Below are 26,545 nucleotides of genomic sequence, written 5' to 3'. Positions count from 1 at the left end.
CGCCGTGGCGGGGATACTGGCCGTATGTCGCAGCCAGTTCTGTACGGGATCGTGCTCGCGGGCGGCTCCGCCCGACGCCTGTCCGGTGTGGACAAACCGATGCTGACCATCGGCGGGATTCCGTTGCTGCGCAGGGTGGTCGATGCGCTGAGTGCCGCGCGCGAGATCATCGTCGTCGGCCAGCCACGGGAGGGCATCGACGGCGTGCACTGGACGCAAGAGGACCCGCCTGGAGCGGGTCCGGTCGCCGCGCTCGCCGCCGGTCTCGCCCGATGCGGTGAGCGTGGCTGCCGGTCCGACTGCCACGTGGCCGTGCTCGCCGGGGACCTCGCCGGGCTCACCGCGGACATCGTCGCGCTGCTGTGGGCGTCCATCACCGACGCGGACGACACGGACGGCGCCGTGCTGGTCGACCCGGACGGGCGGCGGCAGTGGCTGGCCGGGGTATGGCGTGCGGAGGCGCTGCGTACCGCGCTGCCCGCGGAGCCAGCCAACGCCGCGCTGCATGCGACGCTGGGCAGGCTGGCCGTCACCGAGGTACGGGCGTCGGCGCGGCAGGCAGCCGACGTCGATACCGAGGCGGACCTGCGACGCGCCCGCGAGGCGCACGGCTGATGACCTTCACAGCGGCATTACCGCTGGTGCGTCACGGTGAATGGTGGCGCAGAACCGTCACCTGGGGGCGTCTGCACGCGGGCCAGCCGGTGCGCGTACCGGGTGAGACGGCTGGGCCCGACAGAAGAATCCGAGGGAGGCACACGTGACCGAATCCGGCCACTCGGCGGCTGAGCGGCAGGCGACACCCGCGCAGGACGCCGAACTGCTCGAGCGGACCGTCGTCGAGGTCAAGCGCATCATCGTTGGCCAGGATCGGCTGGTCGAGCGGATGCTGGTCGGCCTGCTCGCCAAGGGGCACCTGTTGCTGGAAGGTGTGCCCGGCGTGGCGAAGACGCTCGCGGTCGAGACCTTCGCCAAGGTGGTCGGCGGTTCGTTCTCCCGCGTGCAGTTCACCCCCGACCTGGTGCCGGCCGACATCCTCGGTACCCGCATCTATCGACAGGGCCAGGAACAGTTCGACGTCGAGCTCGGACCGGTCGTGGCCAACTTCGTGCTGGCGGACGAGATCAACCGCGCCCCGGCGAAGGTGCAGTCGGCGATGCTGGAGGTGATGGCCGAGCGGCACATCTCCATCGGCGGCAAGACGTTCGGCATGCCCGATCCGTTCCTGGTGCTCGCCACGCAGAACCCGATCGAGAACGAAGGCGTCTACCCACTGCCTGAGGCTCAGCGCGACCGGTTCCTCTTCAAGATCATCGTCGAGTACCCGACGGCGGAGGAGGAGCGCGAGATCGTCTACCGGATGGGCGTCAACCCGCCGGAGCCCGCCGAGGTGCTCAGCCCCGCCGAACTGGTGCGCCTGCAGGACGTCGCCTCGCAGGTGTTCGTACACCACGCGCTCGTCGACTACGTGGTGCGGATGGTGATGGCCACCCGTACCCCGCAGGAGCACGGCCTCACCGACGTCGCCGGCTGGGTGTCCTACGGGGCGTCACCGCGTGCCAGCCTCGGCGTTATCGCCGCCGCGCGTGCGCTCGCGCTGGTGCGGGGCAGGGACTACGTGCTGCCGCAAGACGTCGTCGATGTCGCGCCCGATGTGCTGCGGCACCGGCTGGTGCTCTCCTACGACGCGCTGGCCGACGGTGTTCCGCTGGATCACATCATCACGCGGGTGTTGCAGACCGTGCCGTTGCCGCAGGTCTCGGCCCGGCCGCAGCAGGCGCCTCCCGGTCAGCCGCTGTCCGCGGGCACCCCCGCGCGCTAGGACGGCGACATGGCAGCCATGGACGACGGAGCGAGGCCCGCGTGGGCGCCGCCGGTGCTGCGCGGCGATCGGCTCGAAGCCGGGCTGCGCACTCTCGAGCTGGAGGTGCGGCGGCGGCTCGACGGACTGCTACAGGGCAACCACCTCGGCCTGGTGCCCGGCCCTGGCTCAGAGCCGGGGGAGGCACGGCCGTACCAGCCGGGTGACGACGTCCGGCGGATGGACTGGGCGGTCACCGCGCGCACCACCGAACCGCACATCCGCGACAGCGTGGCGGATCGCGAGCTGGAGACGTGGATCGTGGCGGACCTGTCCGCGAGCCTCGACTTCGGCTCCGCGCTGTGCGAGAAGCGTGACCTCGTGGTGTGCGCCGTCGCTGCCATCGCGCACCTGACAGGGGGTGGCGGCAACCGGATCGGTGCGCTCATCGCAACGGGCGCGCACACCAAGCGGGTGCCAGCGCGCGGCGGGCTGCCGCACGCGCGCGGCCTTGTCAAGACCGTCGCCACGACCGAGCGAGCGCCGACCGGTACTCACGGCGACCTCGCCGCCGCGGTGGAGGAACTGCGGCGCCCGCCCCGGCGCAGGGGACTGGTCGTCGTCATCTCGGACTTCCTCGGTGGCACCGAATGGCAGCGCCCGCTACGGGCGCTGTCGGCGCGGCACGACCTGATCGGCATCGAGGTGCTCGATCCGCGCGACGTCGACCTGCCTGACGTCGGCACCGTGGTGCTGGCCGATCCGGAATCCGGCAAGCAACGGGAGGTGCATGCCTCGCCGTTGCTGCGCAAGGAGTTCGCCGCCGCCGCTGGCGCGCACCGCGAGCAGGTGGCGCGGGGCTTACGGCGTGCGGGGGCCGGGCATCTGGTGCTGCGTACTGACTCGGACTGGATCGCCGATACCGTGCGCTTCGTCGTGGAACGTAAGCGCCGCTGGTCGGGGGCGGTCGGATGAGCCTGACGGGGTTCACCTCCCCTGAGTGGTTCCTGCTGTTGCTCGTGGCCGGGCTGCTGGTGGTCGGTTACGTGCTCGCGCAGCGGTCGCGGCGCAGGCGGACGTTGCGGTTCGCCAACCTCGCGCTGCTGGAACGGGTCGGGGCGAGTAGGCAGGGTCTCGTCCGGCACGTGCCCGCCGCGTTGCTGATCGTGGCGGTGATCCTGCTGACTACCGCGCTCGCGGGCCCGACGGCGGAGCAGAAGGTGCCGCGCAACCGGGCGACGGTGATGCTGGTGATTGACGTGTCGCTGTCGATGGAAGCCGCCGACATCTCGCCGAACCGCCTCGTCGCGGCGCAGCGGTCCGCGACGAGCTTCGTGCAGGGCATGACGCCGGGCGTGAACATCGGCGTGGTGTCGTTCGCGGGTACCGCGAGCGTGCTCGTTCCGCCGACCACCGACCGCAAAGCCCCCATCGACGCGATCAAGAATCTGGAGCTGGCTGAGTCGACCGCGACGGGTGAGGGCATCTTCGCCGCGTTGCAGTCGATCGAGAGCTTCTCGGCGGTCGTTGGCGGGCCGAGCGGGCCGCCGCCGGCGCGGATCGTGCTGATGGCGGACGGCAAGCAGGTCTCGCCCACGGAGAACATGAACGACCCTCGTGGCGCGTTCACGGCGGCGCGGGCGGCGGAGGAGGCCGGGGTGCCGATCTCGACGATCGCGTTCGGGACGTCGCACGGCACCGTGGAGATCGAGGGCAGGACGTACCCGGTCGAGGTGGACGACGTCGCCATGGAACAGATCGCGGAGATCTCCGGCGGCCAGTACTACAAGGCGGAGTCCGGCGGGCAGTTGAACGAGGTCTACGAGGATCTTGGTGAGCAGATCGGCTACGAGATCAAGAAGGCGGACGCGAGCAAGCCGTGGCTGGCGCTTGGCACGCTGGCGCTGATCGCCGGGGCGGGTGCGTCGTTGTTCATCGGGCAGCGGCTGCCGTGAGGTTCATGGGGCCAGCGGCCGCCATACGCTAGGGTGCCGCGCTCGCGCCCGTGGTCGCGCCGCTCGGTGTGTCAGGCCGTGCCAGCAGCGCCCGCGAAGCCATGCTGCCGCCAGGCCTCGTACACGACGATGGACGCCGAGTTGGCCAGGTTCAGTGAGCGCGAGCCCGGCGCCATCGGCAGCGTCACCCGGTCGGTGATCGTGTCCGCGTGCGCGATCTCGTCCGGCAGGCCAACGGACTCCGGACCGAACAGCAACACGTCGCCGGGCTGGTAGGCGATGTCGGCGTAGCAGCGGCTGGCGCGGGTGGCGAAGGCGTAGATCGTCGCATCGCCGAACGCCGTCAGCGCCGCGTCGAAGTCCGCGTGTACGTGGGTGGTGGCCAGTTCGTGGTAGTCCAGGCCAGCGCGCTTGAGCTGCTTGGCGGCCAGCGAGAACCCGAGTGGCTCGATGAGGTGCAACTCGCAGCCGGTGTTGGCGGCAAGCCGGATGGCGTTGCCAGTGTTCGGCGGGATCTCGGGTTGATAGAAGGCGATGCGGAACACGCCCGAATCATGGCAGGGTCGCGGCACTGGGTGTCCGGTGCGGGGTGTGATGACGGGCTGCTTTCCCGCGCCAGACTCGGAAAGAAGCCCGTCATCACACTGTGCGACATGGCCCACACCACTCCACCCGCCTGACTGGCGGGTAACTCGATAGCCTCGCATCACGCATCGAGTAGCAGCGCTATGAGGAGAGACGACACGTGGCACGATCGGTACTGGTCACCGGCGGCAACCGGGGCATTGGGCTGGCCATCGCGCGGCACCTCGCCGCCAACGGCGACAACGTCGCGGTGACCCATCGCGGGTCCGGCGCGCCGGAGGGGCTGTTCGGGGTGCAGGCCGACGTCACCGACACCGAACAGATCGACGCCGCGTTCAAGCAGATCGAGGAGCACCAGGGTGCGGTCGAGGTGCTGGTGTCCAATGCGGGCATCACCGACGACACCCTGCTCATGCGGATGAGTGAGGACCAGTTCACGCGGGTGCTCGACGCCAACCTCGCCGGCGCCTACCGCGTCGCGAAGCGCGCCAGCCGGGGAATGCTCCGCGCGAAGTGGGGCAGGATGGTGTTCATCTCCTCTGTCGTGGCGCTGTCCGGCGGCGCGGGCCAGGTCAACTACGCGGCAAGCAAGGCAGGCCTGATCGGCGTCGCCCGCTCCGTCACCCGCGAGCTTGGCTCGCGCAATATCACCGCGAACGTCGTCGCTCCCGGCTTCGTCGTCACCGACATGACCGACGCGCTCACCGAGGAACAGCGCGCGAGCGCGCTCGCGCAGATCCCTGCCGGGCGCTACGGAAAGCCGGAGGAGATCGCCAACGCGGTCGGCTTCCTCGCCTCTGACGAGGCCGCGTACGTCAACGGCGCTGTGCTGCCCGTCGACGGCGGCCTCGGTATGGGCCACTGATCCACCCTCACCCAAACCCCACTGAACTGGAGACACGGTGTCTGGACTTCTCGAAGGCAAACGACTGCTGATCACCGGCGTGATCACCGATGCGTCGATCGCGTTCCACGCGGCGAAGGTGGCCCAAGAACAGGGTGCGCAGGTGGTGCTCACCGGTTTCGGCCGGATACGGCTGGTCGAGCGCATCGCGCAGCGGCTGCCGCGGGAAGCGCCGGTGGTCGAGCTGGACGTGCAGAACACCGAGCACCTCGAGACGCTGGCCGACCGGGTCGGCCAGCACGTCGATGGCCTCGATGGTGTGTTGCACTCGATCGGGTACGCCAACCCGGAGACCTGCCTCGGCAAGCCCTTCCTCGACGCGCCGTGGTCCGACGTCGGCGCCGCGCTGGAGATCTCGGCGTACTCCTACGCCTCGCTGGTCAAGGCGGCCACGCCGCTGCTGACCGAGGGCGCGTCGGTGATCGGCATGGACTTCGACGCGCGCGTGGCCTGGCCCGCCTACAACTGGATGGGTGTCTCGAAGGCGGCGCTCGAGTCGGTGAACCGCTATCTGGCGCGCGAGCTGGGGCCGAAGAAGATCAGGGCGAATCTGGTCTCAGCCGGTCCGGTCAAGACGATGGCCGCCAAGTCCATCCCCGGTTTCGAGGTGCTGGAGGACGGCTGGGACGGCCGCGCCCCGCTCGGCTGGAACACCCAGGACCCGACCCCGGTGGCCAAGTCGATCTGCGCGGTGTTCTCGGACTGGTTGCCCGCCACGACCGGGTCGATGATCATGGTCGACGGCGGGGTGCACGCCACCGGTCAGTAGCGAATGCGAGACACTGGGGCGGTGAGCCTTGACGCGCTGCTCTGGCTGTCCTTCGGCGGTCCAGAAGGTCCCGACGACGTGATGCCGTTCTTGGAGAACGTGACCAGGGGACGGGGAGTACCCCGCGAACGGCTGGAGTCTGTCGCGGAGCACTACCACCACTTCGGTGGGGTGTCGCCGATCAACGAGCTGAACCGCCGCGCCATCAAGGCGGTCGAGGCCGAACTGGACGCGCAAGGCATCCGGCTGCCGGTGTACTTCGGCAACCGCAACTGGCAGCCGTATGCCGAGGACGCCGTCGCCGCCATGACGGCCAATGGTGTTCGCCGGGCACTGGTGTTCCCCACCAGCGCTTACGGCGGCTACTCCTCGTGCCGGCAGTACGACGAGGACATCGCTCGCGCTCGGGAGGCGGTGCCCGGCGCGCCGGAACTGGTGAAGCTGCGGCATTTCTTCGACCACCCGCTGTTCGTGGCGTGCTTCGCCGACGCCGTGATGGCCGCTCGCGCGCGGCTGGGCGACCAGGGTGAGCGAGCGCGGCTGGTGTTCACCGCGCACTCGATCCCGGTTTCCGCTGACGCGGCGGCGGGGCCACCCGAGGAAGGTGGCGGACGCTACTCGCGGCAGATCCGGGAGGCGGCGCGGCTGGTCGCGGCGGAGACTGGCGCGAACGAGTACGACGTCGTGTGGCAGTCGCGCTCCGGCCCGCCGTCGGTGCCGTGGCTGGAGCCGGACATCGTCGACCATATCGACGTGTTGCACGAGGCGGGGGAGCCCGCCGTCGTGGTGTGTCCGATCGGGTTCGTCTCTGACCACATCGAAGTCGTCTGGGACCTGGACAACGAAGCCGCCGAACGTGCGGCTTCACTTGGCATGGGCTTCGCTCGCGCGGCGACCCCGAACGACGACTCTCGCTACGCCGAACTCGTCGTCGAACTCGCGCGCGAGCAGCTCTCCGGCGCTCCAGCCCGGCGGCTGTCCGATGTGCCCAGCGGCGGCTGCACCACCAACGGCGCCCCCTGCGCCCCCGGCTGCTGCGAACCACCTGCCCGCCGGGAGTAGGCCGAGCGGTCCGTGTCCTGCATTCGGGACGCTGTGTCCTGCATTCCGGACGTCGTGTTTGGCACTCCGGACGCCGTGTTCCCCGTTCGCGGTGTGCCCGCAAAGTCGAACACGCGCTTGCACGTCGGTGGATGGCGGTAGCGTTCGCCTCGTGGGAGCAAAGGCCGCAGAGCGGCCCGAATGGGCAGTTGACACGTTGGACATTCAGCCCCATGACCGGGTGCTGGAGATCGGCTGCGGCCACGGCGTCGCGGTGTCGCTGGTGTGCGAACGACTTGGTGACGGCGGTTCCATCCACGCGCTCGATCGCTCCGAGAAGATGATCGCCGTGGCGCGCTCCCGCAACGCGCGCCACGTTATGTCCGGTCTGGCCTGCTTTCAGCTGGCCTCACTGCAGGCGGCCGATCTCGGTGAAGCGGTGTTCGACACGATCTTCGCCATCCATGTGCCGGTATTGCTGCGCGGCAGCCCGGACGCCGAACTCACGGTCGTTCGCCGCCACCTTGCCGGAGACGGGAGGTTCGCGCTGCCGTACCAGCCGCTCGCCGCTGATCAGGTCATACCGACGGCTCGCCGACTTACAGCGACGCTGACCCGTGCTGGGTTCCGTGACATCGATGTGGTGACAGCGGATCTAGCTTCCGGTGCTGCTGGCTGCGTGCTCGCTACGGCGTGAGCGGGGGCGGCGTCGAGTACGACAGGTTCGACGACGTCCGGAGTGTCGAACACAGCGTCCGGAATGCAGGACACGGCGTCGGGAGTGTCGAACACAGCGTCCGGAATGCAGGACACAGCGTGCGGGGGCGCTATGGGTGGGTGACGGGCTGAGCCAGTAGGCGCACGGCCTCGCTCACGGCGGCGCGGCGCGCCTGGCGGACGGCCGTGTCCAGCGGGCGGAGGGCATCCGCACGGTGCTGGGCCGCACTCGCGGAGACCGCGCCACCCGGCTCGTCCGCCGATGCCAGGTCCAGGATCGCCGCGACCTCGTCCGCGCGTTGCAGCACCCGCAGCGCGCGGCCCGGCATGGCGTCCGGCCAGCGCGGCGCGGGAGCGCGCCGCAGCCGGGCTCGCAGCGCGTCGTGCGCGTCGGGGCGTTCCCGTGCGACGTCGAGCTCCGCCAGCGTGGCCGCGCTGGAACGGATCGCCTCGGTCAGCGCCTGCTCAGCATCGCCGATGCCGACGTGTTCGTCCGTGCCGCCGCCCGCGTGCGGGTAGACCGTCCAGCGCAGCACGTCGTCGGCGGGGGAGTCGGGGACGAGCGCCAGCCCGGCGCTCGCGAACACGCTCGCCTCGCCCGCGTCCAGTGCCGCGCCAACCAGAGCGCCGCCACCGCCAAGCCCGCGCGGGTCGCCGGGTGCTGGCAGCACGAGCGTCCCGGCTTCCGCACTTCTGGCGCGCAGGGCGGCGAGCAGTCGCGCGGCGGGCGCGGGGAACGTGCCGGTGACCGGCAGGTCGGTCTCCGCGGCCGTCGTCTCGTCGGCGGCGACCACGTCGTGCCGATCCGCGAGGGTGTTGAGGGCATCGAGAACGTCGTCCGCGGCGGCTTTGCCGTTGAGCCACGCGGTCGTCCAGATCGTCAGTGTCGCACTGGCCATCGCCATGACACCCCAGGTTACCGATGACCGTCCCGTCGCGGGAGCCCGGCCAGTGAACCACGCACGGTAGACCATCATTCAGGAACGGCACCTTATCGAGTGATTATGACGTCAATTGTCTTCGCGAACCGGACTGTGAAACTTCTTCGTGACCTACCGCACATGTCACTCGTTAGTGATAAGTGAGCAATCGCTTTCTGTGATTGCTCACTCGGATGAGTGGTGCGCGGGTCGCACCTGGGACTAGCTCCTCGCGGAGCGAAGAGAAGGGACTTCAGCATGAAGCAGTGGACAAGACGGGCGATGGCACTCGTCGCGGCCTCCGCGTTCGCGGCGCTCGGCGTCGCGCCAGGGACGGTGAACGCGCAGGAAACGGTGGCGATCCAGCCCGGCGTGTCCATCGAGTCTGGCGGCGGGTACTGCACGCTGAACTGGATCTACGACGGCGAGGGCGCGCTGGCGGGTTCGGTCTACGGCGGCACGGCGGCGCATTGCGTCGAGTCGGTCGGGGAACGGATCTCGCTCGCCACCGGCAGCCTCGGTGACCCAATCCAGGAGTTCGGCACCGTCGCCTACATCGACGACAACCTGGACTACGCCTTCATCGAGATCGACCCCGCCCTGCATGACGCGGTCGACCCCGCGATGAAGGGACACCCGGCCATTCCGACCGGCGTGTCCACTACCGAGACCGCCAACGTCGGCGACACCATGCAGTTCTCCGGCAATGGTGTCGGCTTCCACTTGCTCACCCTGACGCAGGAGGAACGCACCGGCATCCTGCACTCGAATGACGGCACGCAACACTACGTGATCGGCGCGGTCAGCCCCGGCGACTCCGGCGGCCCGGTCGCGGATGTCACGGACGGTAACAAGGCGTTCGGCATCGTCAACACCGTCGGAGTAGGCATCAACGGCCTGCCGTACGCGGGTGAGGGCGGCGTTTCGCTGGAAGGCATGTTCGCCGACGCGGCGGAGGCTGGCTTCACCGTGGCACTGCGCACCGTGTAACGGCGGCGCAACGCGGCGGCGCCGGGTGGACATTCCCCGGCGTCGCCGCCGTTTCCGCTCACTGCACGCGGTCGGTCGGCGGCGGGAGCTGGTAGGTGTACTGGGCTTCCACGTCGAGAACGCCGGGCACCGCGGTCAACGATCCGAGGTCCGACTCGTCGCACGTTCCGGTGATGGTGGCGAGCGTGTCGAGCACGGACTCGACAGCCAGCCCATGCTGGCTGAGCTGGGCGGCGATGTCGGCGAGCGTCTCAGGTTCTTCGGTGTCAACGGAGACGATGACCTTCCGCGGTGCTGCCACCGTCTACCTCCTGTGCTTCGGGGCGCGCCATCAAACGGTTTCATGGTGCCTGAACCAATCCTGCACCAACATCCGTGGATGGCAATGGGAGCCGGGCGGCGGATTGGCTCAACCGAGCCCACAGTTCCCATGCTGTCCCCTGATACACCTCGGCCGTCAAGGCGGCGATACCGGCGGCGTGCGGCGTCGCCATGCTAGTGCCACTGAGAGTGTGATGCCGTTGTGGCATCGGCCAGCTCGAATGGACATCGACGCCGGGACCGACGATGTCCACCGCGCCGGAATCCGGCAGCGTGCCGGACGAGAAGTCGCCCACCTTACGTTCCTGGTCGATCGCGCCGACCGCCATGATGGTGGGACAGTTCGCGGGGTGGCCGACCGGTGCGATGACGCCGTCGGCTCGGGCGCTCTCGTTGCCCGCGGCGGCGACGATCAGCGTGCCCTTGTTCATCGCGCGCCGTGCGGCCCGCTCGAAGGTCACCGAGTGCGGCTGGCCCGGCTGTACGGGCGCGCCCAGTGACATCGACACCACGGTGCACCGGTTCTGCACCGCCCAGGCGAGCCCGGCGAGGATGTCGCCGTCGGTGCCCGCGCCCGCGTTGTTGAGCACCTTGCCCGCGTAGATCTCCGCCGCGGGCGCGACGCCGTACCCGGGGCCGAGGTCGGGCTTGCGCGGCCCGCACGCGGTGCCGATGACGTGGGTGCCGTGACCGTGGCCGTCGGTGGCGTCCTCGTTGTCGACGAACGAGCTGGCGACGACCTCGCGGTCGGCGAAGTCCGGGTGGTCGATGTCGATGCCGGTATCGAGCACTGCGATCCGCACACCAGCGCCGGTGGCCACGCTCGTGGGAGCGTTGATGGCGCGCAGTCCCCAGGTGAAGGTGGCTTCCTCGGCGTCGGCGCTGGTCGGATGAAACGCCGGTGTCGAGATCGCGTACACCATCCGATCCGGTTCGATCATGGCGATCGGCCCCCTGCTGACGAGCGAACCGCGCAACGCCGTGATCTGATCGGTGGCGGCCGTCACCACCGCGATGCCAAGGTCGGCCCACAGCACACCGCCCGGCATTCGCGTCAGGCCGTCGCCGGTCTGTGTGGCGATCTCACCGCTGTGGATCGCCCTGATACCGGCGACGTTGGTCATGGCGCGCGAGCCCTCGTCGGCCGCGTCCTCCTCGAACAGTACGAGGTACCGCGCCACGCCACTGCCGTCATCCTGCTGTGTCATGAACCGCCACCCACTGTGTACGACCTGCTGTGCTCTGTAAGTCCATGATCGCTCAGCGTGGTCGTAAAGTCACAGGGGCCGGGGGGTGAATCCGCCAGAAAGGCTAACGGATAGTAATGACTGCATCACCTGTTCGTTATAACCACTCGAGCGCCCCGTGCTGGAGTGAAGGTGATGTTTCGCGGTTTAACCTGTTCACCCCGGGTGCGGTCCGGTGCGAGGTGGTAGCGGGTGAGCACAGTGCGTAGTACCTCGGTTGCTTCCATCAGGGCAAAACCCGCCCCCAGGCACCGGCGGACACCGCCCCCGAACGGGAGCCAGTTGCGCGGCGACGTGGAGCCGTCCAGGAAGCGTTCCGGCCGGAACGTCTCGGGCTCGTCGTGCTGTGCCGGGTCGGTCTGCACCACGCCGATCGCGGGCATGATCGTGGTGCCCGCCGGCACGCGGAAGCCGCCGACGGTGACCGGCTCCGTGGTGCGCCGCGCGACCTCGTAGATCACCGGACGCAGCCGCATCGCCTCTTTGGCGACGGCCTCCAGGTAACGGTCGTCGCCGGTGTCGGCCGCGGTGGCCGCGCGAGCCTGCGTCTCGGGGGAGCGGGACAGCTCGTGCCAGCACCACGCCAGTGCCGTCGCCGTTGTCTCGTGCCCCGCGAGCAGCAGCGTGACGAGTTGGTCGCGCAGCTCCGCGTCGGTCAGTGGCGCCTCGTCCTCGGTGCCGGTCTGCGAGCCGGTCTGCAGCAGCCGGGACAGCACGTCGGTGCGCTCGCCGAGGTCGGGTGCGGCGCGGCGGTCGGCGATCTCGGCGTAGAGCAACTCGTCGGAGCGGCGAAGCAGCTTCTGGTTGCGGCGCCAGCGGCCGTAGCGCTGCATCCGCTCGTTGTGCCAGCCGAAGATGTCCAGTGCGCCGATGTCGATGACGCCGCCGAGCGTGCGGCGCAGCTCGGCGAGGCGCGGGCTGTCGCTGACGCCGAGCACCACGCGCAGGATCACCTCGAACGTGAGTCGCTGCATGCTGGTGTGGGAGCGAAATGGCGTGCCGATCGGCCAGCGCGCGACCTCGTGCTCGGCGATGTCGGCCACCATGCCGCGGTAGCCGCGCAGCGCGGCGCCGGTGAACGGTGGGGTGAGCAGGGTGCGGATGCGGCGGTGCTCGTCCTCGTCGGTGGTCAGCACCGAGTGCTCGCCCATCACCGGCTTGAGGACCTGGTTGCCTTCTCCCGCGTGGAACGTGGTGACCGGCCCGGAGAACAGCTCCTTGATGTCGCCAGGGTCGGAGATGCTGACGACGTGACGCTCGGGGAAGACCTGGAACGCGAACACCGAGCCGTAGCGCCGGTGCAGTAGCCGCAGCAGCCGGTGGCGCTGGGTGGCGAACAGGACCGACTGCAGCGTCATCGGCAATCGGGGGCCGGGCGGTGTTGGCAGCTGATCCGCGGGGTGGTCCTGGGGACGTAGCGTGCTGGCTGTCATCAGACCTCCGTTGGTCGACGCCGGTGTCGCGCTAGCCCTGATTTATACGCGCGTATAGACAGCGTGTCCAGTGCCGGTGTGTGCCAAAAAGCCGGAGGCCTGCCGAACTGGCACACTCGCTGACCTGCTAGTTCGGCTGACTTCCTTTCGGGTTGGTAGCTACCGGCACAGTAGGGTGGATGCGTGGGACATCGCGAACAACTGCTCGGCGCGGCACGCCGGTTGCTGGAAGACAAGGGTTACGCGCACATCACCGCGCGGGACCTGGTGGCTGCCTCGGACACGAACCTGGCCTCGATCGGCTACCACTTCGGGTCCAAGGCCGGGCTGCTCAACGCCGCGATAGGCGAGATCTTCGACGAGTGGACCGACCAACTCGCCGAGATCGCGATGCGCGCCGCCGTGGCGACGCCGGTCGAACGCGCCCACGTCACCTGGTCGGCTCTGCTTGACGGACTCGACAACAAGCGGGCGCTGCTGCTGTCGTTCATGGAGGCCTTCGCGCAGGCCGACCGAAACGACGAGCTGCGCGCCCAGTTCGCCGCGCAGTACCAGCAGATCAGGGGCCGGGTCGCCGGGTTGGTGGCCGAGTCGCTGCACGGCCAGGTCACCGCCGACGAGCCCCGCGCCAAGGCCGTCGCCAGCTTCGTGATCGCCGTCTGCGACGGGCTGGCGATGCAGTGGTTGCTCGACCCGGTGAACACTCCGACGGGTGACGAGTTGCTCTCCGGGCTGGGGCTGCTGTGGCAGGCCTCGACCGGGGCACGGCCGGGGGAGTAGGCGCGTCCCACCGGGCGGACGCCCGCGCGCGGACCCGTACCCTCGGGAGCATGCAGACCTGGTCGTCCGTTCCGGTGCCGCGCGTGCCGGGAACCCCTCGTGAACTCCGGCTGTACGACACCGCGACCGCATCGGTGCGCCCTGTCGCGACTGGTGGCACCGCTCGCATGTACGTCTGTGGCATCACGCCGTACGACGCGACCCACCTGGGCCATGCCGCGACCTATCTGGCCTTCGACCTGGTGCATCGGCTGTGGCTTGACGCGGGACACGACGTCCACTACGTGCAGAACGTCACCGACATCGACGACCCGTTGCTTGAGCGCGCCGAGCGGGATCAGGACGACTGGGTCGTGCTCGCGATGCGCGAGACGGCACTGTTCCGGGAGGACATGGAGGCGCTGCGGGTGCTGCCGCCGCAGGACTTCATCGGCGCCGTCGAGTCCATCCCGGACATCGTGGAGATCATCGACAAGCTGCTGGCCAGCGGCGCCGCCTACCGCGCGGACGACCCGGAGTACCCGGACGTCTACTTCGACCACACCGCGACCGGACGGTTCGGCTACGAGTCGGGCTACGACGAGCAGCTGATGGCGGAGCTGTTCCCCGAGCGCGGCGGCGACCCCGACAGGCCAGGCAAGCGGCATCCGCTTGATGCGTTGCTGTGGCGGATGCGCCGGGACGGCGAGCCGTACTGGGAGAGCGAGCTCGGCCAGGGCAGGCCGGGTTGGCACGTTGAGTGCAGCGTGATCGCGGTGAACCGGCTCGGGTTCGGTTTCGACGTCCAGGGCGGCGGCTCCGACCTGGCGTTCCCGCATCATGAGTTCAGCGCGGCGCATGCTGAGGCGCTGGCCGGTGATCACCCGTTCGCGCGGTTCTACGTGCACGCGGGCATGATCGGGCTCGACGGCGAGAAGATGTCGAAGTCCAAGGGCAACCTGGTGTTCGTCTCGAAGCTGCGCTCGGAGGGTGTCGAGCCTGACGTGATGCGGCTAGCGCTGTTCGCCGGGCACTACCGGGAGGACCGGCAGTGGACGGCCGACCTGCTGGCGGACGCCACGGCGCGGTTGGCGCGGTGGCGGGAGGCGACGTCGCTCGACGCGGGCCCGGACGCCACGGGCGCCATCGACCGGCTCCGCGAGCACCTGGCGAACGACCTGGACACGCCTCGCGCACTGGCGGCGATCGACGCCTGGGTGGACGACGCGCTCACGCGGCGCGGCGAGGACACGACGGCCCCCGCCGCGATACGCACCGCGGTCGACGCCCTGCTCGGCGTGGCGCTGTAGGGCTATGACGAGCCCGCGGAGCCGCCCCCTCGGCGTCTGCGGAGGTAGCGCTCGAAGTCGGCGGCGATCTGCTCGCCGCTGGTCTCCGTCAGGTCGGCCTCCGCGTCGCCGCGCTCCTCTAGCGAGCGGACGTACTCGCTGACCTCCTCGTCCTCCTCGGCCAGTTCAGACACCGTGCGTTGCCACTCCTCTGCCTGCTCCGGCAGCGACCCCAGCGGGATCTCCAGGTCGAGCACGTCCTCCAGCTTGCGCAGCATCGCGAGGGTGACCTTCGGCGATGGCGACTGCGAGACGTAGTGCGGCACCGCGGCCCAGATCGAGATCGCCGGGATGCCCGCCTGCACGCAGGCGTAGTGCATCACTCCGGTGATTCCGGTCGGGCCGTCGTAGTTGCTGGACGTGAAGCCGTGCCGCTCCGCCGATTCGGCATCGTAGGCACTGCCGCTGATCCGCACCGGCCGGGTGTGCGCGGTGTCGGCAAGCAGCGAACCCAGCGTCACAACGGTCGAGACATCGAGCTGCTTCGCCTTGTCGATCAGCTCATCGCAGAACGCGCGCCAGCGCAGATTCGGCTCCGGCCCCTGTACCAGGATCAGGTCCTGATCGAAGCCGGTCGGGCTGCACCGCGACAGCAACGTCGTTGGCCAGTCGATCCGCCGGGTGACCCCTTCCACCATGTGGACGGTGGGGCGGCTGACCTGGAAGTCGTAGTAGTCGTCCTGGCTCAACTCGTCGACGGCGGTGGCCTCCCACGACAGCTGTAGGTGCTCGATCGCGGCACTAGCGGCCTCACCTGCGTCGTTCCAGCCTTCGAACGCCACGACCATTACGGTGGCCGAGCCAGACGTGTCGTTGGCCGATGTCGGTTCGTGCGCTTCGGGATCGGTCACCCGCCCAGCCTACGACCACCCAGGGCTGGCACGGGACCGTAGTCTCGACTGTATGCACGATGGCCCAGCGCAATCGGAGTTCCTGGCCGCGGTGGCGCGGCGCGTCGTCGTCGCCGACGGCGCCATGGGTACGGCGCTGCAGGCGCACGACCTTTCGCTTGACGACTTCGCGGGGCTGGAAGGTTGCAACGAGATCCTCAACGTGACCAGGCCAGATGTCGTGCGCGGCATCCACCGCGGCTACCTCGACGCTGGCGCGGACGCGATCGAGACCAACACGTTCGGGGCGAATTTCGGCAACCTGGCGGAGTACGACATCACCGACCGCGTGCGGGAGCTCGCTGAGCGCGGCGCGGTGCTGGCACGGGAGGTCGCGGACGATTACGCCACGCGCGAACGACCCCGATTCGTGCTCGGCTCGGTCGGGCCGGGAACCAAGCTGCCGACGCTGGGGCACGCGCCGTTCACCACGCTGCGGGATGCCTACCGCGAGCAGGTCGCCGGAATGCTCGACGGTGGCATCGACGCGGTGTTGGTGGAGACCACCCAGGACATCCTGCAGACCAAAGCCGCGATCATCGGCGCGAAACGGGCCATGGCCGCACAGGGCGTCCTGGTGCCGATCCTGGCATCGATCACTGTCGAGACCACCGGCACCATGCTGCTCGGCACCGAGGTGGGCGCGGCGCTCACCGCGCTCGAACCGCTCGGCATCGACGTCATCGGGCTGAACTGCGCGACTGGGCCCGCCGAGATGAGCGAGCACCTGCGGCAGCTCTCGCAACAGGCCCCGATGCCGCTGTCGGTGCTGCCCAACGCCGGGTTACCCGAGCTGGGCGCGGACGGGGCGGTGTACCCGCTCGGTCCGGAGGAGTTCGCCGCCGCGCTGGCCGACTTCGTGCGCGAGTTCGGCGTTACGCTGGTGGGTGGTTGTTGCGGGACGACGCCGGAGCACATCCGCCAGTTGGCCGCCGCCATTGACGACGCTGCCGATGCCGAGCCCGCCACGCGGGAGCCCCGGCACGAACCGAGCCTGTCCTCGCTGTACCAGGCGGTGTCGTTCGAGCAGGACGCCAGCGTGCTGATGATCGGCGAGCGGACCAACGCCAACGGCTCACGGGCGTTCCGCGACGCGATGATCGAGGAACGTTACGGCGACTGCATCGAGATCGCTCGCGCGCAGACCCGCGACGGCGCGCACGTGCTCGACCTGTGCGTCGACTATGTGGGCCGAGACGGGGTCGCGGACATGCGGGCGCTGGCGTCCCGGCTGGCCACGGCCTCCACGCTGCCGGTCGTGCTCGACTCCACCGAGCCCGCCGTGTTGGAAGCAGGGTTGGAGCACCTTGGCGGGCGGTGCGCGGTCAACTCGGTTAACTACGAGGACGGTGACGGCCCCGACTCGCGGTTCCAGCGCACCATGCGCGTCGCCGCGGAGCACGGTGCGGGCGTGGTCGCGCTGTGCATCGACGAGGACGGCCAAGCCCGCACCGCCGAGTGGAAGGTGCGGGTCGCCGCCCGGCTGATCGAGGACCTGACGACGAACTGGGGCATGCGGGTCGGCGACATCATCGTCGACTGCCTGACGTTTCCGATCTCCACTGGGCAAGAGGAGGTGCGCGGCGACGCGATCGCCACCATCGAGGCGATCCGGGAGCTCAAACGCCGTTACCCCGAGGTGCAGACCACGCTCGGCGTGTCCAATGTGTCTTTCGGACTGAACGCGGCCGCGCGGCAGGTGCTGAACTCGGTGTTCCTGCACGAGTGCGTCGAGGCTGGGCTGGACACGGCGATCGTGCACGCGTCCAAGATCGTACCGATGGCGCGGATCCCTGATGAGGCCCGCGAGGTGGCGCTCGACTTGATCTACAACCGGCGGCGGGCTGAGACCGAGGCCGAAGAGAGCTACGACCCGCTGCAACGCTTGATGGGACTGTTCGAGGGCAAGACGGCGGCATCGAGCCGGGAGTCGCGGGCGGCGGAGCTGGCGCGGCTGCCGCTGTTCGAACGGCTGGAGCGCCGGATCGTAGACGGTGAAAGGACGGGGCTGACCGACGACCTCGACGCCGCCATGCGGGAGAAATCGCCGCTGGAGATCATCAACGACACCCTGCTGTCCGGGATGAAGACCGTCGGCGAGCTGTTCGGGTCCGGGCAAATGCAGCTGCCGTTCGTGCTGCAGTCCGCCGAGGTGATGAAGGCGGCCGTAGCGCACCTGGAACCGCACATGGACAAGGCGGACGCGGGCGGCAGGGGGACGATCGTGCTAGCCACGGTCAAAGGCGACGTGCACGACATCGGCAAGAACCTGGTGGACATCATCCTGTCCAACAACGGCTACGACGTCGTCAACCTCGGCATCAAACAGCCGGTCACCGCGATTCTTGATGCCGCGGACGAGTCCGACGCGGACGTGGTCGGCATGTCGGGGCTGCTGGTGAAGTCCACGGTGATCATGAAGGACAACCTCACCGAGATGAACGCGCGCGGGGTGGCGACGCGCTGGCCGGTGCTGCTCGGCGGCGCGGCACTGACGCGGTCTTTTGTGGAGAACGACCTGGACGAGCTGTATCAGGGCGAGGTCCGCTACGCCCGCGACGCCTTCGAGGGACTCCGGCTGATGGACGGTGTCATGGCAGCCAAGCGCGGCGAGCAGCGTCCCGTCGACGAGGCCGAGGAGGCGAAGCGGGCCGAGCGCAAGGCACGACGGGGACGGTCGCTGCGGATCGCGGCGCAGCGTAAGGCACGGGCGCAGGAAGTTCCGGATGACGCCACGGCGCCGACCCGTTCCGACGTCGCTACCGACGTCCCGCTGCCGTCGCCGCCGTTCTGGGGCACCAGAGTGATCAAGGGTATCCCGGTCGCGGACTATGCCGCGTTCCTCGACGAGCGGGCGACGTTCATGGGGCAGTGGGGACTGAAGGGCTCCCGCACGGGCGACGGCCCTACCTACGAGCAGCTGGTCGAGACCGAGGGCAGGCCACGGCTGCGGTACTGGCTGGATCGGCTGGCCACCGATGGCGTGCTGGCCCATGCGGCCGTGGTGTACGGCTACTTCCCGTGCGTGGCCGATGGCAACGACGTCGTGGTCCTCACCGAGCCGGACGCCGATGCCGCGGAGCGCGTGCGGTTCTCCTTCCCACGCCAAGGCAGGGGCCGCGGGCTGTGTCTCGCGGACTACTTCCGGCCAAGGGAGCTGGCTCGGGAGCGCGGCGAGGTCGACGTCCTGCCGCTGACGCTGGTCACCATGGGACAGCCGATCGCGGACTATGCCAACGAGTTGTTCGCGAAGGACGCCTATCGCGACTACCTCGAGGTGCACGGCCTCGGGGTGCAGTTGACGGAAGCGCTGGCGGAGTACTGGCACACTCGGGTACGGCGCGAGCTACGATTCGCGTCCGGCGTCGCCGTTGCCGCCGAAGATCCCGCCGATATCGAGGAGTTCTTCGCGCTCGAATACCGCGGTGCGCGGTTCTCGCTCGGATACGGCGCCTGCCCGAACCTGGAGGACCGTTCGTTGATTGTGCGACTGCTCGAACCCGAACGCATCGGGGTGAAGCTCTCCGAGGAGTTCCAGCTGCATCCGGAACAGTCGACCGACGCGATCGTGGCGCACCACCCAGAAGCCACGTATTTCAACACGTGACCGGCGAGGTAGGCGACACGGTGTCCGGCAGCGAGGCGGTGGATGTCCTCGGCGACGGCGGCTGGGACGCGGTGCTGTTCGACATGGACGGCACGCTCGTCGACTCCGAGAAGCTGTGGGACATCGCGCTGGGCGAGGCCGCCGAACGGCTCGGCGGCACGCTGTCGCGGGCCGCGCGGGAGCGGATGCTGGGCAGCCACACCGAAGCCACGCTGCGGGTGCTGTTCGACGACGTCGGTGTCGATGCCACCCCTGGTCTGCGTGCCGACGTCGCACGCTGGCTGGAAACGCGGATGGGCGAGCTGCTGAGCAGCGAGCTGCCGTGGTTGCCTGGCGCGCGGGACGTGCTTGCCGACGTCCGCCGCTCCGGGGTGCCGACAGCATTGGTGACGTCCACTGTGCGGACGTTGACGGATCTGGCGCTGATCAGTATCGGGCGGGCGAATTTCGACGTCACCGTATGCGGCGACGAGGTCGACGGTCACAACAAACCGCATCCGGAGCCCTATTTGCGTGCCGCGCGGAAACTGGGCGTCGACCCGGTTCGATGTGTGGCGATCGAGGACTCGCCGACCGGCGTCGCGGCGGCGTCCGCCGCCGGGTGCACTGTGGTCGTCGTCCCCGGTGAGCTGCCCGTGGATCCCGGCGACCGCCGGGTGTTCGTGGAGTCACTAGCCGGCGTGCGCCTGGTGCGGTGAATGACGCTTTCCTCGCGTTGAGCGCGGCGAAAGCGTCATTCACCGCGAGCGGCCCAGTGGAAGCGTTACCGCGGTGCGGGCACCCGCACGGCTCTATGGCAGTTCCGTGGGGTGGCCGTGATCCGAATTGGAGGTGCATGGATCACGGCCACCCCGCCCCCAGCCCCAGTCCTTTCGGGAGGTTTCGCTGCGCCAGCGGATGGCACGCATCAGTTGGGTGGGTGTGAGCCCGGCGCGATCTGCGATGCCGCTCAGGGTGGTTTCGGTGCGGTTCCAGTGCCCGGAGGCGCGCCGGAGTTTGTTGGCCCACAGTTGTTCGTCGATCCAGTTCCTGGTGCCGAGCGCGATCAGCTCGTCGGCGTGCTCGGCAGAGCACGCGCGTCCGAGGCGACGGCCGTCCTGCCGTGGGTCGTCGGCATGCAGGTAGGTTGAGTCGGGGACGACGGTATCGATGCGCGTGGCTGGATCGACGGTGCGACCACAGTACTCGCAGGTCGTTGCTGGTGGCTTGGTCGACCGATAGAACGGGTTCATGTCGACTCCCGGCAGCTGGCATCCGTTGAGACTCGCGGATGCCGCCGGGGTCCGAAGCGGCACGAAACGACCCGCGCATTCGTCGCGTTGAGGGCCGCTTCATATTGTAACCACATCAGACGGGCCGCGCGGTACGTCCTGATGGGGGATTCGCATGGTGTGACCGCCGCTGGTGAGCGACTGTCTCCCTGTAGGCTTAGGGTTGTGGCGGTGAGCGCCACGCGCGTCTTGGCAGGGCCCTGACCCCGCCGCCGCCGAGAGGTATGAAGCCCCAGTGCAGGGAGGCGGTGGGACGCGGATGAGTGAGTCCGGTGAGCTCTCGCTGCCGCTGCGAGACCTGGTTTCATCGGTGCTCGCGGCGCTGCGGGAGGGCGACGCGCGCGAAGTGGCCGCGCGGGTGGGTCGCGCGTGCCTCGCGCGGTTGCCGATCGATGGCGTCTCGTTGTCGGTGATGGTCGACACCGGACACCGGCAGACGTTGTACGCCAGCGACGCGGTGATGGAGTACGTCGAGGCAGTGCAGTTCAGTCTCGGCGAGGGGCCGTGTTTCGAAGCGTTCCAGACCGGAGTCCCTGTCCTGGTTCCTGACTTGGCCTCGGACGCGGGTCAGGCGTGGCCGATGTTCGCGACGCAGGTGGCGACGGCGGACATCGGGGCGATCTTCGCGTTCCCGCTGCGGCAAGGGGCCGCCCGGTTCGGGGCGATGGATATGTACCGGCGCGACCCTGGCTGGCTCTCCGATGCCGAGGTGGCGACCGTGCTGCAGATCACCGACATTGCCACCAGCGCGCTGTTCGCCGCGTCTGCGGGCGGCGAGGACGGGGAGATCAGTGAGGACTCGATCATGGAGCTGACCCGGACCAGGGCGGTGGTGCACCAGGCCACCGGGATGATCGTCGCCGAGTTCGCGATCCCCGCTGAGCAGGCGTTGGCGCGGCTGCGGGGCTATGCCTTCGCTACCGGAAGGTTGCTTGACGACGTCGCGGCCGACCTGGTGGCTCATCGGCTGCAACCAGGGGTGATCGACACATGACCGGCACCCGGCGGCCACGGTGGAATTCATGGCACGGAGCACAATGGACGACTATCGTTTGTCAACGGATGGACTCAACCATCGCAGGAGGTGAGACGACCCGTGAATGACTCGCCTCTGGAAGGTGCGGTACGTGAGCAGCGGCTGGTGTCCGCGTTCGTCGAGATGGCCGACACGCTCGTCGATGACTATGACATCGTCGATGTGCTGTACCGGCTTGCCGATCATTGCGTGACGTTGCTCGGGGCCGCCGCCGCGGGCCTGCTGCTCGCGGACCAGCGCGGTAGCATCCAAGTCGTGGCCACGTCGAGTGAGCGTGCCAGGCTGCTCGAACTGTTCCAGCTGCAAGCGGACGAAGGCCCCTGCCTCGACGCCTATCGCACCGGCGAGGTGATCGAGGTCGTGGATCTCTCGGCGGCGAAGTGGCGCTGGCCCGTGTTCGCGCCGGAAGCGCTCGCCGAGGGTTTCCGCTCGATCCAGGCGGTGCCGATGCGGCTGCGCGGGCAGATCATCGGCGCGTTGAACCTCTTCGGTCGCGAGACCGGACCGCTGAGCGGGCAGGACCTCGAGGTGGCGCGGGCATTAGCTGACACCGCCACCATCGGCATCTTGCAGGAACGCGCCATCCGTCGCGGCGAGGTGCTCACCGAGCAGATGCAAGGCGCGCTGACCAGCAGGGTCATCATTGAGCAGGCCAAGGGTCTGCTTTCGCAAGCCGCCACGATCTCTACGGAAGAAGCGTTCGAGAAACTCCGGAACTACAGCCGGAACAACAACGTCAAGCTCAGCCACGTCGCCGAGCAGCTGATGCGTGGCGAGGTTCGCATCGACGCCCTCTGACGGGCGGCCCCCGCTGTGACCCGAGCCGCGCCGACGGCGGGCCGACGCAGCGCCCAGGGCGTGCGGATGCGAGGATCAGCGCGTGAAGACCTTCGATGACCTGTTCGCCGAGCTGATCGACCGCGCCGAGACCCGCCCCGAGGGCTCCGGCACCGTGACGGCACTGGACGCGGGCGTGCATGCGCAGGGCAAGAAGGTGCTCGAAGAGGCGGGCGAGGTATGGCTCGCGGCCGAACACGAGTCCGACGACCGCCTCGCCGAGGAGATCTCGCAACTGCTGTACCGGGTGCAGGTGCTGATGCTGGGCCGAGGCATCACGCTCGACGACGTCTACCGGTACCTGTGAGGGAGGACCCCATGCTGCGCGTAGCGGTGCCGAACAAGGGCGCGTTGGCCGGTCCGGCGTCGGAGATGCTGTCCGAGGCCGGGTACCGGCAGCGGCACGAGTCCCGCGACCTGACCGTGCTCGACCCGAACAATGACGTCGAGTTCTTCTTCCTGCGCCCGAAGGACATCCCGATCTACGTCGGCTCCGGCGAGCTCGATCTTGGCATCACCGGTCGTGACTTGGCGCTGGACTCATCGGCCCCGATCGAGGAGCGGCTGCAACTCGGCTTCGGCGGCTCGACGTTCCGCTACGCCGCGCCGTTGGGCAGGGAGTGGAAGCTGGACGACCTCGCTGGGAAGCGGCTGGCGACGTCGTATCCCAACCTGGTGCGCGACGATCTCGCGGCGCACGGCGTCGAGGCTGAGGTGATCCGGCTGGACGGCGCGGTGGAGATCTCGATCCAGCTCGGCGTGGCCGAGGCGATCGCGGACGTCGTGGGCTCCGGCAGGACGCTGCGGCAGCACGGCCTGATCGCGTTCGGTGACCCGATCTGCACCTCCGAGGCGGTGCTGGTGCAGCGTGCCGGCAGCAACGGCTCGCCGAACGAGCGCGAGAAAGCGCAGCTCACCGCCCGGCTGCAGGGTGTGGTGTTCGCGCAGCAGTACATGATGCTGGACTACGACTGCCCGAAGGAGATCCTCGAAGGCGCGATGGCGATCACGCCGGGCGTCGAGTCGCCCACGGTGGCACCGCTCGCCGAGGACGGCTGGGTCGCGGTGCGCGCGATGGTGGCGCGCAAGCACGTCAACAACATCATGGACCAACTGGCCGAGTACGGCGCGAAGGCGGTGCTGGCCTCGGACATCCGGTCTTGCCGGATGTGAGGCCTGCCGCCAGCGCCCCGTGCTCAGCGGCGTCGCGCCATGGTCACGCCGTCGGACAGCGTCAGCAGCACCAGGTCCACGCGGTCATCCGCGGCGGCATGGTCGTTGAACTCGGTGATCACGCGGGTCGTCTCGTCCAGTTCGGCGTCGGCTACCGTGCCGTGCCAGAGCGTGTTGTCCACCAGCAGCACCCCGCCGGGCCGCATCCGGGGCACCAGCTCCTCCCAGTACGCGATGTAGGACTCCTTGTCGGCGTCGATGAACGCCAGGTCGATCGCTGGCTCGCCCGGCAGCGTCCGTAGCGTGTCGAGCGCGGGCGCGATGCGCAGGTCGATGTGGTCGGCGACGCCTGCTCGCTGCCAGTGTTCCCGCCCGATCGATGTCCATTCCTCGCTGACATCGCAGCACAGCAGCGTGCCGCCGTCGGCGAGGCCGCGCGCGATGCACAGTGCGGAGTACCCGGTGAACGTGCCGACCTCGACGGCGAACCGTGCGCCGGTCAGCTGGGTCAGCAGAGTCAGGAACGTGCCCTCGTCGTGGGAGATGCGCATGCCGGCGTGCTCGGCGGTGGCGCGGTTGGTGGCGTCGATGAGCGCGCGTTGCACGGCGTCGGGTTGTGTGCTGTGGGCGAGCGCGTACTCGTGCAGTCGTGGGTCGACGGCGATCGAGCGGCCGGTCGAGGGGGAGGGATCGGTCATGGCCGTGACTCTACTGCCGCCGCCGTGAGGCCAGCAGCGTGATCCTCAGCGGCGCGACCGTCTCGGCATCAGGTCGTAGAGCCCCTTGCGGGCGCCGGTGTCGTTGCGGTTGCGTGCGCCAGCCACCTCGTTGATGAAGTCCTCGAACACGAACTCCTCCGACGGCTGCGGCACCGATCCCGACGGCGAGTGCTTGCGGTAGCTCTCCAGCGTGGCCGCGATCTGGTGCAGCGCCCCGGTTTGCGCGCAGTGCGGCGCGAACGTCGTGATCGGGATGCCGCGGGACGCGGCCTCATTGACGACGACGCCCATCGCGATGTGTGGCAGCACCTGGATGCCCATGGCGTGCAACTCCCGCATCGCCGCCTCGGCATAGCCGGACATCGGCCTGCGGTAGAGGCCGGGCACCAGGCCGTAGTACTGCACCGGCTCCCGGTTGATCAGCTGCTCGAGGTGGTGCACCTGATCGCGCAGCAGCCGCAACGCCCTGATGCTGGTGCGGTCCGGCTGTACGGGCACCAGCACGCCGTGAGTGGCGGCGAGCGCGTTGTTGGTGAGCAGGTCCAGCGCGGGCGGGCAGTCGATGATCACGTGGTCGTAGTGGGCGAACTGCAGCACCCGTGCCAGTTCCCAGCCGGGCATGCGGAACTGGTCCAGCCTGCGCACCAGGTCGAACATGCCAGGCGCGGTGGGCATGACGTCGAAGCAGCCGCCCTCACCGACGTTGGCACGCGGGTGTGAGACGACCAGTTCCTCGACGGGGCCTTTCCACATCTTGCTCAGCGCCATCGGCAGGCTCGGCTTGCCAGGCGGTGTCTCCGGCAGCCCGAGGAACTCCGTCGTCGCGTGCCCCTGCGGATCGAGATCGACCAGGAGGACGCGCATGCCCTGCTCGGCGAGTGCTGCTGCGGCCCCCACACTCAGCGACGTCTTGCCGACGCCACCCTTCTGGTTGACCACCGAGGTGATCTGCATAACCACGGTACTTGTCCCCGATCGTGGTCGAACGATAAGTACGTTTCAGTGCGACAGTGCCTTTCAATGCCTGACAGTGTCTATCCGTGCCTGTCGCACCGTAGTCGATCAGAGCATGCTCACGCTCCGGAACGCGCCCGCGACACACCCACAGTGGTCCTCTTGGCCCGCTATGTCACGTTCAGTCGGCCCGATCGAGCACCGTCTCGTCGCCGGCGTCCGGCTCCGGCCAGCCGGGGTACTCCGGTGGCGTGCCGCCGAACTCAGGACAACGGGCCTTGTGGTCGCACCAATCGCAGAGCTTGCTGCGGCTCGCCCGGAAATCACCTGACTTGCCCGCCCGCAGGATGGCCTGCCAGATCGCTTCGAGCGTGCGCTCGAACCGGCGTAGCTCGGCCTCGTCCGGCGCGTAGGTCAGCGACTGCCCATCGGTGAGGTACATGAGTTTGAGCTGGTCCGGCACCGCACCTCGCAGCCGCCACAGCACCAGTGCGTAGAACTTCATCTGGAACATCGCCTTGATCTCACCGATCTCGCGCGGCGCGGCTCCGGTCTTGTAGTCGACGATGCGGACCTCACCCGTTTCGGCGACGTCGATCCGGTCGACGTAGCCACGCAGCCGCACGCCGGATCCCAGCTCGACCTCCACGCGCTCCTCGCAGGCCTGGGGTTCGAGCGCGCTCGGATCCTCGAGGCCGAAGTAGGTGTCGAGCAGTTCGCCCGCCGATGCGAGCCAGTCCGATGTGGCCTTCTCGCCGTCCGCGGCGTCGTCATCCGAGAACAGGGCGGTCCAATCCGGATTCTGCTCGGACAGCTCCGCCCACACCGGATCGAGCAGTTCCTTGGCGCGCGCGGGCACCCGTTGTTCGGCGGGCAGCGCGAACAGTCGCTCCAGCACCGCGTGCACCAGGGTGCCGCGTACCTGTGCCTTGCTCGGCGTCTCCGGGATCTTGTCTACGGCGCGGAAGCGGTACAGCAGTGGGCACTGTTTGAAGTCGCTCGCCCGTGACGGCGAGAGCGCTGGCTTGCGCTGCTCCGCCGTGTCGGCGGCCGCTGGCAGCTCGGTGGTGGACTGGGTCATGCCCTTCCCATCCTCGTGTCGCGACGTGCTCTCGGTTGTGGTTGGCACCCTAGAACAGAGGACCGACAACTCTCGGCACGACACGGGACACGGCTGGTGACCGGGCCGTGTCCATGGCTGGTATCACATGCGCCCCACACCGGACGCTCTACGCTTTGAGACGTGATTGCCAGGAACGAACCGGGT

Annotated in this window: 27 protein-coding genes; 17 read left to right on the top strand and 10 right to left on the bottom strand. The window is 68.8% G+C overall.

Annotation, left to right across the window (positions count from 1 at the left end; translation table 11 throughout):
* The first annotated feature begins 24 nt into the window (after positions 1–24).
* From mobA to AMYHA_RS15040, 4 genes are all read left to right on the top strand, one after another.
* Entirely contained in the window at positions 25–615 is a 591-nt protein-coding gene (gene mobA, locus AMYHA_RS15055) for a molybdenum cofactor guanylyltransferase (protein ID WP_034271901.1), read from the top strand.
* A gap of 145 nt (positions 616–760) precedes the next feature.
* Positions 761–1,822: an AAA family ATPase gene (locus tag AMYHA_RS15050; RefSeq protein WP_034271899.1), complete on the top strand. Its 1,062-nt coding sequence runs from the start codon at positions 761–763 to the stop codon at positions 1,820–1,822.
* Between the two features lie 9 nt (positions 1,823–1,831).
* Positions 1,832–2,776: a DUF58 domain-containing protein gene (locus AMYHA_RS15045; RefSeq protein WP_034271897.1), complete on the top strand. Its 945-nt coding sequence runs from the start codon at positions 1,832–1,834 to the stop codon at positions 2,774–2,776.
* Positions 2,773–3,756, top strand: a complete 984-nt coding sequence (locus AMYHA_RS15040) for a VWA domain-containing protein (RefSeq protein WP_034271895.1) — start codon at positions 2,773–2,775, stop codon at positions 3,754–3,756. Before AMYHA_RS15045 ends, AMYHA_RS15040 begins: the two co-directional genes overlap by 4 nt.
* A 71-nt stretch (positions 3,757–3,827) precedes the next feature.
* On the opposite strand, the gene AMYHA_RS15035 is transcribed toward AMYHA_RS15040, so the two are convergent.
* A complete protein-coding gene (locus AMYHA_RS15035; RefSeq protein ID WP_034271894.1) occupies positions 3,828–4,301 on the bottom strand; it encodes a tRNA (cytidine(34)-2'-O)-methyltransferase in 474 nt (157 codons plus the stop codon).
* Positions 4,302–4,501: 200 nt separating this feature from the next.
* Between AMYHA_RS15035 and fabG the strand changes: the two genes are divergently transcribed.
* The 4 genes from fabG to AMYHA_RS26490 all read left to right on the top strand — a co-directional run bounded on the left by fabG (position 4,502) and on the right by AMYHA_RS26490 (position 7,752).
* A complete protein-coding gene (gene fabG / locus AMYHA_RS15030; RefSeq protein WP_034271892.1) occupies positions 4,502–5,206 on the top strand; it encodes a beta-ketoacyl-ACP reductase in 705 nt (234 codons plus the stop codon).
* A gap of 37 nt (positions 5,207–5,243) precedes the next feature.
* Positions 5,244–6,014, top strand: a complete 771-nt coding sequence (gene fabI, locus AMYHA_RS15025; RefSeq protein ID WP_034271890.1) for an enoyl-ACP reductase FabI — start codon at positions 5,244–5,246, stop codon at positions 6,012–6,014.
* Positions 6,015–6,035: 21 nt separating this feature from the next.
* On the top strand, positions 6,036–7,076 hold the full coding sequence (locus AMYHA_RS15020) for a ferrochelatase (protein ID WP_034271888.1): 1,041 nt from the start codon (positions 6,036–6,038) through the stop codon (positions 7,074–7,076).
* A gap of 151 nt (positions 7,077–7,227) precedes the next feature.
* Positions 7,228–7,752, top strand: coding sequence for a class I SAM-dependent methyltransferase (locus AMYHA_RS26490; RefSeq protein ID WP_169732941.1), 525 nt, complete (start codon positions 7,228–7,230; stop codon positions 7,750–7,752).
* A 130-nt stretch (positions 7,753–7,882) separates the two neighbouring features.
* Here the strand turns inward: AMYHA_RS26490 and AMYHA_RS15010 are convergent, their stop codons facing one another.
* Positions 7,883–8,677: a hypothetical protein gene (locus AMYHA_RS15010; RefSeq protein ID WP_034271886.1), complete on the bottom strand. Its 795-nt coding sequence runs from the start codon at positions 8,675–8,677 to the stop codon at positions 7,883–7,885.
* 273 nt (positions 8,678–8,950) lie between these two features.
* Between AMYHA_RS15010 and AMYHA_RS15005 the strand changes: the two genes are divergently transcribed.
* A complete protein-coding gene (locus tag AMYHA_RS15005) occupies positions 8,951–9,682 on the top strand; it encodes a trypsin-like serine protease (protein WP_157362127.1) in 732 nt (243 codons plus the stop codon).
* Between the two features lie 58 nt (positions 9,683–9,740).
* Here AMYHA_RS15005 and AMYHA_RS15000 read toward each other — a convergent pair whose 3' ends face one another.
* The 3 genes from AMYHA_RS15000 to AMYHA_RS14990 form a co-directional block, all read right to left on the bottom strand.
* A complete protein-coding gene (locus tag AMYHA_RS15000) occupies positions 9,741–9,983 on the bottom strand; it encodes a hypothetical protein (protein ID WP_034271882.1) in 243 nt (80 codons plus the stop codon).
* Positions 9,984–10,023: 40 nt separating this feature from the next.
* A complete protein-coding gene (locus AMYHA_RS14995) occupies positions 10,024–11,211 on the bottom strand; it encodes a S8 family serine peptidase (RefSeq protein WP_034271880.1) in 1,188 nt (395 codons plus the stop codon).
* Between the two features lie 125 nt (positions 11,212–11,336).
* Positions 11,337–12,683, bottom strand: coding sequence for a cytochrome P450 (locus AMYHA_RS14990; RefSeq protein WP_051399949.1), 1,347 nt, complete (start codon positions 12,681–12,683; stop codon positions 11,337–11,339).
* Positions 12,684–12,866: 183 nt separating this feature from the next.
* Here AMYHA_RS14990 and AMYHA_RS14985 point away from each other — a divergent pair, with 183 nt between their 5' ends.
* Positions 12,867–13,463, top strand: coding sequence for a TetR/AcrR family transcriptional regulator (locus AMYHA_RS14985; protein ID WP_034271878.1), 597 nt, complete (start codon positions 12,867–12,869; stop codon positions 13,461–13,463).
* A 50-nt stretch (positions 13,464–13,513) separates the two neighbouring features.
* A complete protein-coding gene (gene mshC, locus AMYHA_RS14980) occupies positions 13,514–14,752 on the top strand; it encodes a cysteine--1-D-myo-inosityl 2-amino-2-deoxy-alpha-D-glucopyranoside ligase (RefSeq protein WP_034271876.1) in 1,239 nt (412 codons plus the stop codon).
* A gap of 2 nt (positions 14,753–14,754) precedes the next feature.
* Here mshC and AMYHA_RS14975 read toward each other — a convergent pair whose 3' ends face one another.
* Positions 14,755–15,579, bottom strand: a complete 825-nt coding sequence (locus tag AMYHA_RS14975; RefSeq protein WP_034277365.1) for a PAC2 family protein — start codon at positions 15,577–15,579, stop codon at positions 14,755–14,757.
* 115 nt (positions 15,580–15,694) lie between these two features.
* Here AMYHA_RS14975 and metH point away from each other — a divergent pair, with 115 nt between their 5' ends.
* Both metH and AMYHA_RS14965 read left to right on the top strand, forming a co-directional pair.
* Positions 15,695–19,288: a methionine synthase gene (gene metH, locus AMYHA_RS14970; RefSeq protein ID WP_034271874.1), complete on the top strand. Its 3,594-nt coding sequence runs from the start codon at positions 15,695–15,697 to the stop codon at positions 19,286–19,288.
* Between the two features lie 83 nt (positions 19,289–19,371).
* Complete coding sequence (locus tag AMYHA_RS14965; RefSeq protein ID WP_051400419.1) at positions 19,372–19,986, top strand: HAD family hydrolase; 615 nt, start codon at positions 19,372–19,374, stop codon at positions 19,984–19,986.
* 93 nt (positions 19,987–20,079) lie between these two features.
* Here the strand turns inward: AMYHA_RS14965 and AMYHA_RS14960 are convergent, their stop codons facing one another.
* On the bottom strand, positions 20,080–20,520 hold the full coding sequence (locus tag AMYHA_RS14960) for a hypothetical protein (protein WP_034271872.1): 441 nt from the start codon (positions 20,518–20,520) through the stop codon (positions 20,080–20,082).
* Positions 20,521–20,818: 298 nt separating this feature from the next.
* Between AMYHA_RS14960 and AMYHA_RS14955 the strand changes: the two genes are divergently transcribed.
* The 4 genes from AMYHA_RS14955 to hisG all read left to right on the top strand — a co-directional run bounded on the left by AMYHA_RS14955 (position 20,819) and on the right by hisG (position 23,605).
* A complete protein-coding gene (locus tag AMYHA_RS14955; RefSeq protein WP_051399947.1) occupies positions 20,819–21,553 on the top strand; it encodes a GAF and ANTAR domain-containing protein in 735 nt (244 codons plus the stop codon).
* A gap of 102 nt (positions 21,554–21,655) precedes the next feature.
* Positions 21,656–22,393 carry a GAF and ANTAR domain-containing protein gene (locus tag AMYHA_RS14950; protein WP_231104762.1) on the top strand — a complete coding sequence of 246 codons (738 nt, stop codon included), beginning with the start codon at positions 21,656–21,658 and terminating at the stop codon, positions 22,391–22,393.
* Between the two features lie 82 nt (positions 22,394–22,475).
* Positions 22,476–22,739 carry a phosphoribosyl-ATP diphosphatase gene (locus AMYHA_RS14945; RefSeq protein WP_034271870.1) on the top strand — a complete coding sequence of 88 codons (264 nt, stop codon included), beginning with the start codon at positions 22,476–22,478 and terminating at the stop codon, positions 22,737–22,739.
* Positions 22,740–22,750: 11 nt separating this feature from the next.
* The gene (hisG, locus tag AMYHA_RS14940) at positions 22,751–23,605 is read left to right on the top strand and encodes an ATP phosphoribosyltransferase (protein WP_034271868.1); all 855 of its coding nucleotides are present in this window, start codon (positions 22,751–22,753) and stop codon (positions 23,603–23,605) included.
* 23 nt (positions 23,606–23,628) lie between these two features.
* On the opposite strand, the gene AMYHA_RS14935 is transcribed toward hisG, so the two are convergent.
* The 3 genes from AMYHA_RS14935 to AMYHA_RS14925 form a co-directional block, all read right to left on the bottom strand.
* A complete protein-coding gene (locus AMYHA_RS14935) occupies positions 23,629–24,303 on the bottom strand; it encodes an O-methyltransferase (protein ID WP_051399946.1) in 675 nt (224 codons plus the stop codon).
* Between the two features lie 45 nt (positions 24,304–24,348).
* Entirely contained in the window at positions 24,349–25,278 is a 930-nt protein-coding gene (locus tag AMYHA_RS14930; protein WP_034271866.1) for a ParA family protein, read from the bottom strand.
* Between the two features lie 181 nt (positions 25,279–25,459).
* Positions 25,460–26,359: a RecB family exonuclease gene (locus AMYHA_RS14925; protein WP_034271864.1), complete on the bottom strand. Its 900-nt coding sequence runs from the start codon at positions 26,357–26,359 to the stop codon at positions 25,460–25,462.
* Positions 26,360–26,545 lie beyond the last annotated feature (186 nt).

This window comes from Haloechinothrix halophila YIM 93223 (assembly GCF_000504245.1).
GTDB classification, from domain to species: Bacteria; Actinomycetota; Actinomycetes; order Mycobacteriales; family Pseudonocardiaceae; genus Haloechinothrix_A; species Haloechinothrix_A halophila.
This window is presented reverse-complemented; position numbering and strand designations above follow the sequence as displayed.

Coding starts and splice junctions, on each gene's coding strand:
- mobA (WP_034271901.1), top strand. CDS start 25: ATGTCGCAGCCAGTTCTGTACGGGATCGTGCTCGCGGGCGGCTCCGCC.
- AMYHA_RS15045 (WP_034271897.1), top strand. CDS start 1,832: ATGGCAGCCATGGACGACGGAGCGAGGCCCGCGTGGGCGCCGCCGGTG.
- AMYHA_RS15040 (WP_034271895.1), top strand. CDS start 2,773: ATGAGCCTGACGGGGTTCACCTCCCCTGAGTGGTTCCTGCTGTTGCTC.
- AMYHA_RS15010 (WP_034271886.1), bottom strand. CDS start 8,677: ATGGCGATGGCCAGTGCGACACTGACGATCTGGACGACCGCGTGGCTC.
- AMYHA_RS15005 (WP_157362127.1), top strand. CDS start 8,951: ATGAAGCAGTGGACAAGACGGGCGATGGCACTCGTCGCGGCCTCCGCG.
- AMYHA_RS14995 (WP_034271880.1), bottom strand. CDS start 11,211: ATGACACAGCAGGATGACGGCAGTGGCGTGGCGCGGTACCTCGTACTG.
- AMYHA_RS14990 (WP_051399949.1), bottom strand. CDS start 12,683: ATGACAGCCAGCACGCTACGTCCCCAGGACCACCCCGCGGATCAGCTG.
- mshC (WP_034271876.1), top strand. CDS start 13,514: ATGCAGACCTGGTCGTCCGTTCCGGTGCCGCGCGTGCCGGGAACCCCT.
- AMYHA_RS14975 (WP_034277365.1), bottom strand. CDS start 15,579: ATGGTCGTGGCGTTCGAAGGCTGGAACGACGCAGGTGAGGCCGCTAGT.
- metH (WP_034271874.1), top strand. CDS start 15,695: ATGCACGATGGCCCAGCGCAATCGGAGTTCCTGGCCGCGGTGGCGCGG.
- AMYHA_RS14965 (WP_051400419.1), top strand. CDS start 19,372: ATGGACGGCACGCTCGTCGACTCCGAGAAGCTGTGGGACATCGCGCTG.
- AMYHA_RS14960 (WP_034271872.1), bottom strand. CDS start 20,520: ATGAACCCGTTCTATCGGTCGACCAAGCCACCAGCAACGACCTGCGAG.
- AMYHA_RS14955 (WP_051399947.1), top strand. CDS start 20,819: ATGAGTGAGTCCGGTGAGCTCTCGCTGCCGCTGCGAGACCTGGTTTCA.
- hisG (WP_034271868.1), top strand. CDS start 22,751: ATGCTGCGCGTAGCGGTGCCGAACAAGGGCGCGTTGGCCGGTCCGGCG.
- AMYHA_RS14935 (WP_051399946.1), bottom strand. CDS start 24,303: ATGACCGATCCCTCCCCCTCGACCGGCCGCTCGATCGCCGTCGACCCA.
- AMYHA_RS14930 (WP_034271866.1), bottom strand. CDS start 25,278: ATGCAGATCACCTCGGTGGTCAACCAGAAGGGTGGCGTCGGCAAGACG.
- AMYHA_RS14925 (WP_034271864.1), bottom strand. CDS start 26,359: ATGACCCAGTCCACCACCGAGCTGCCAGCGGCCGCCGACACGGCGGAG.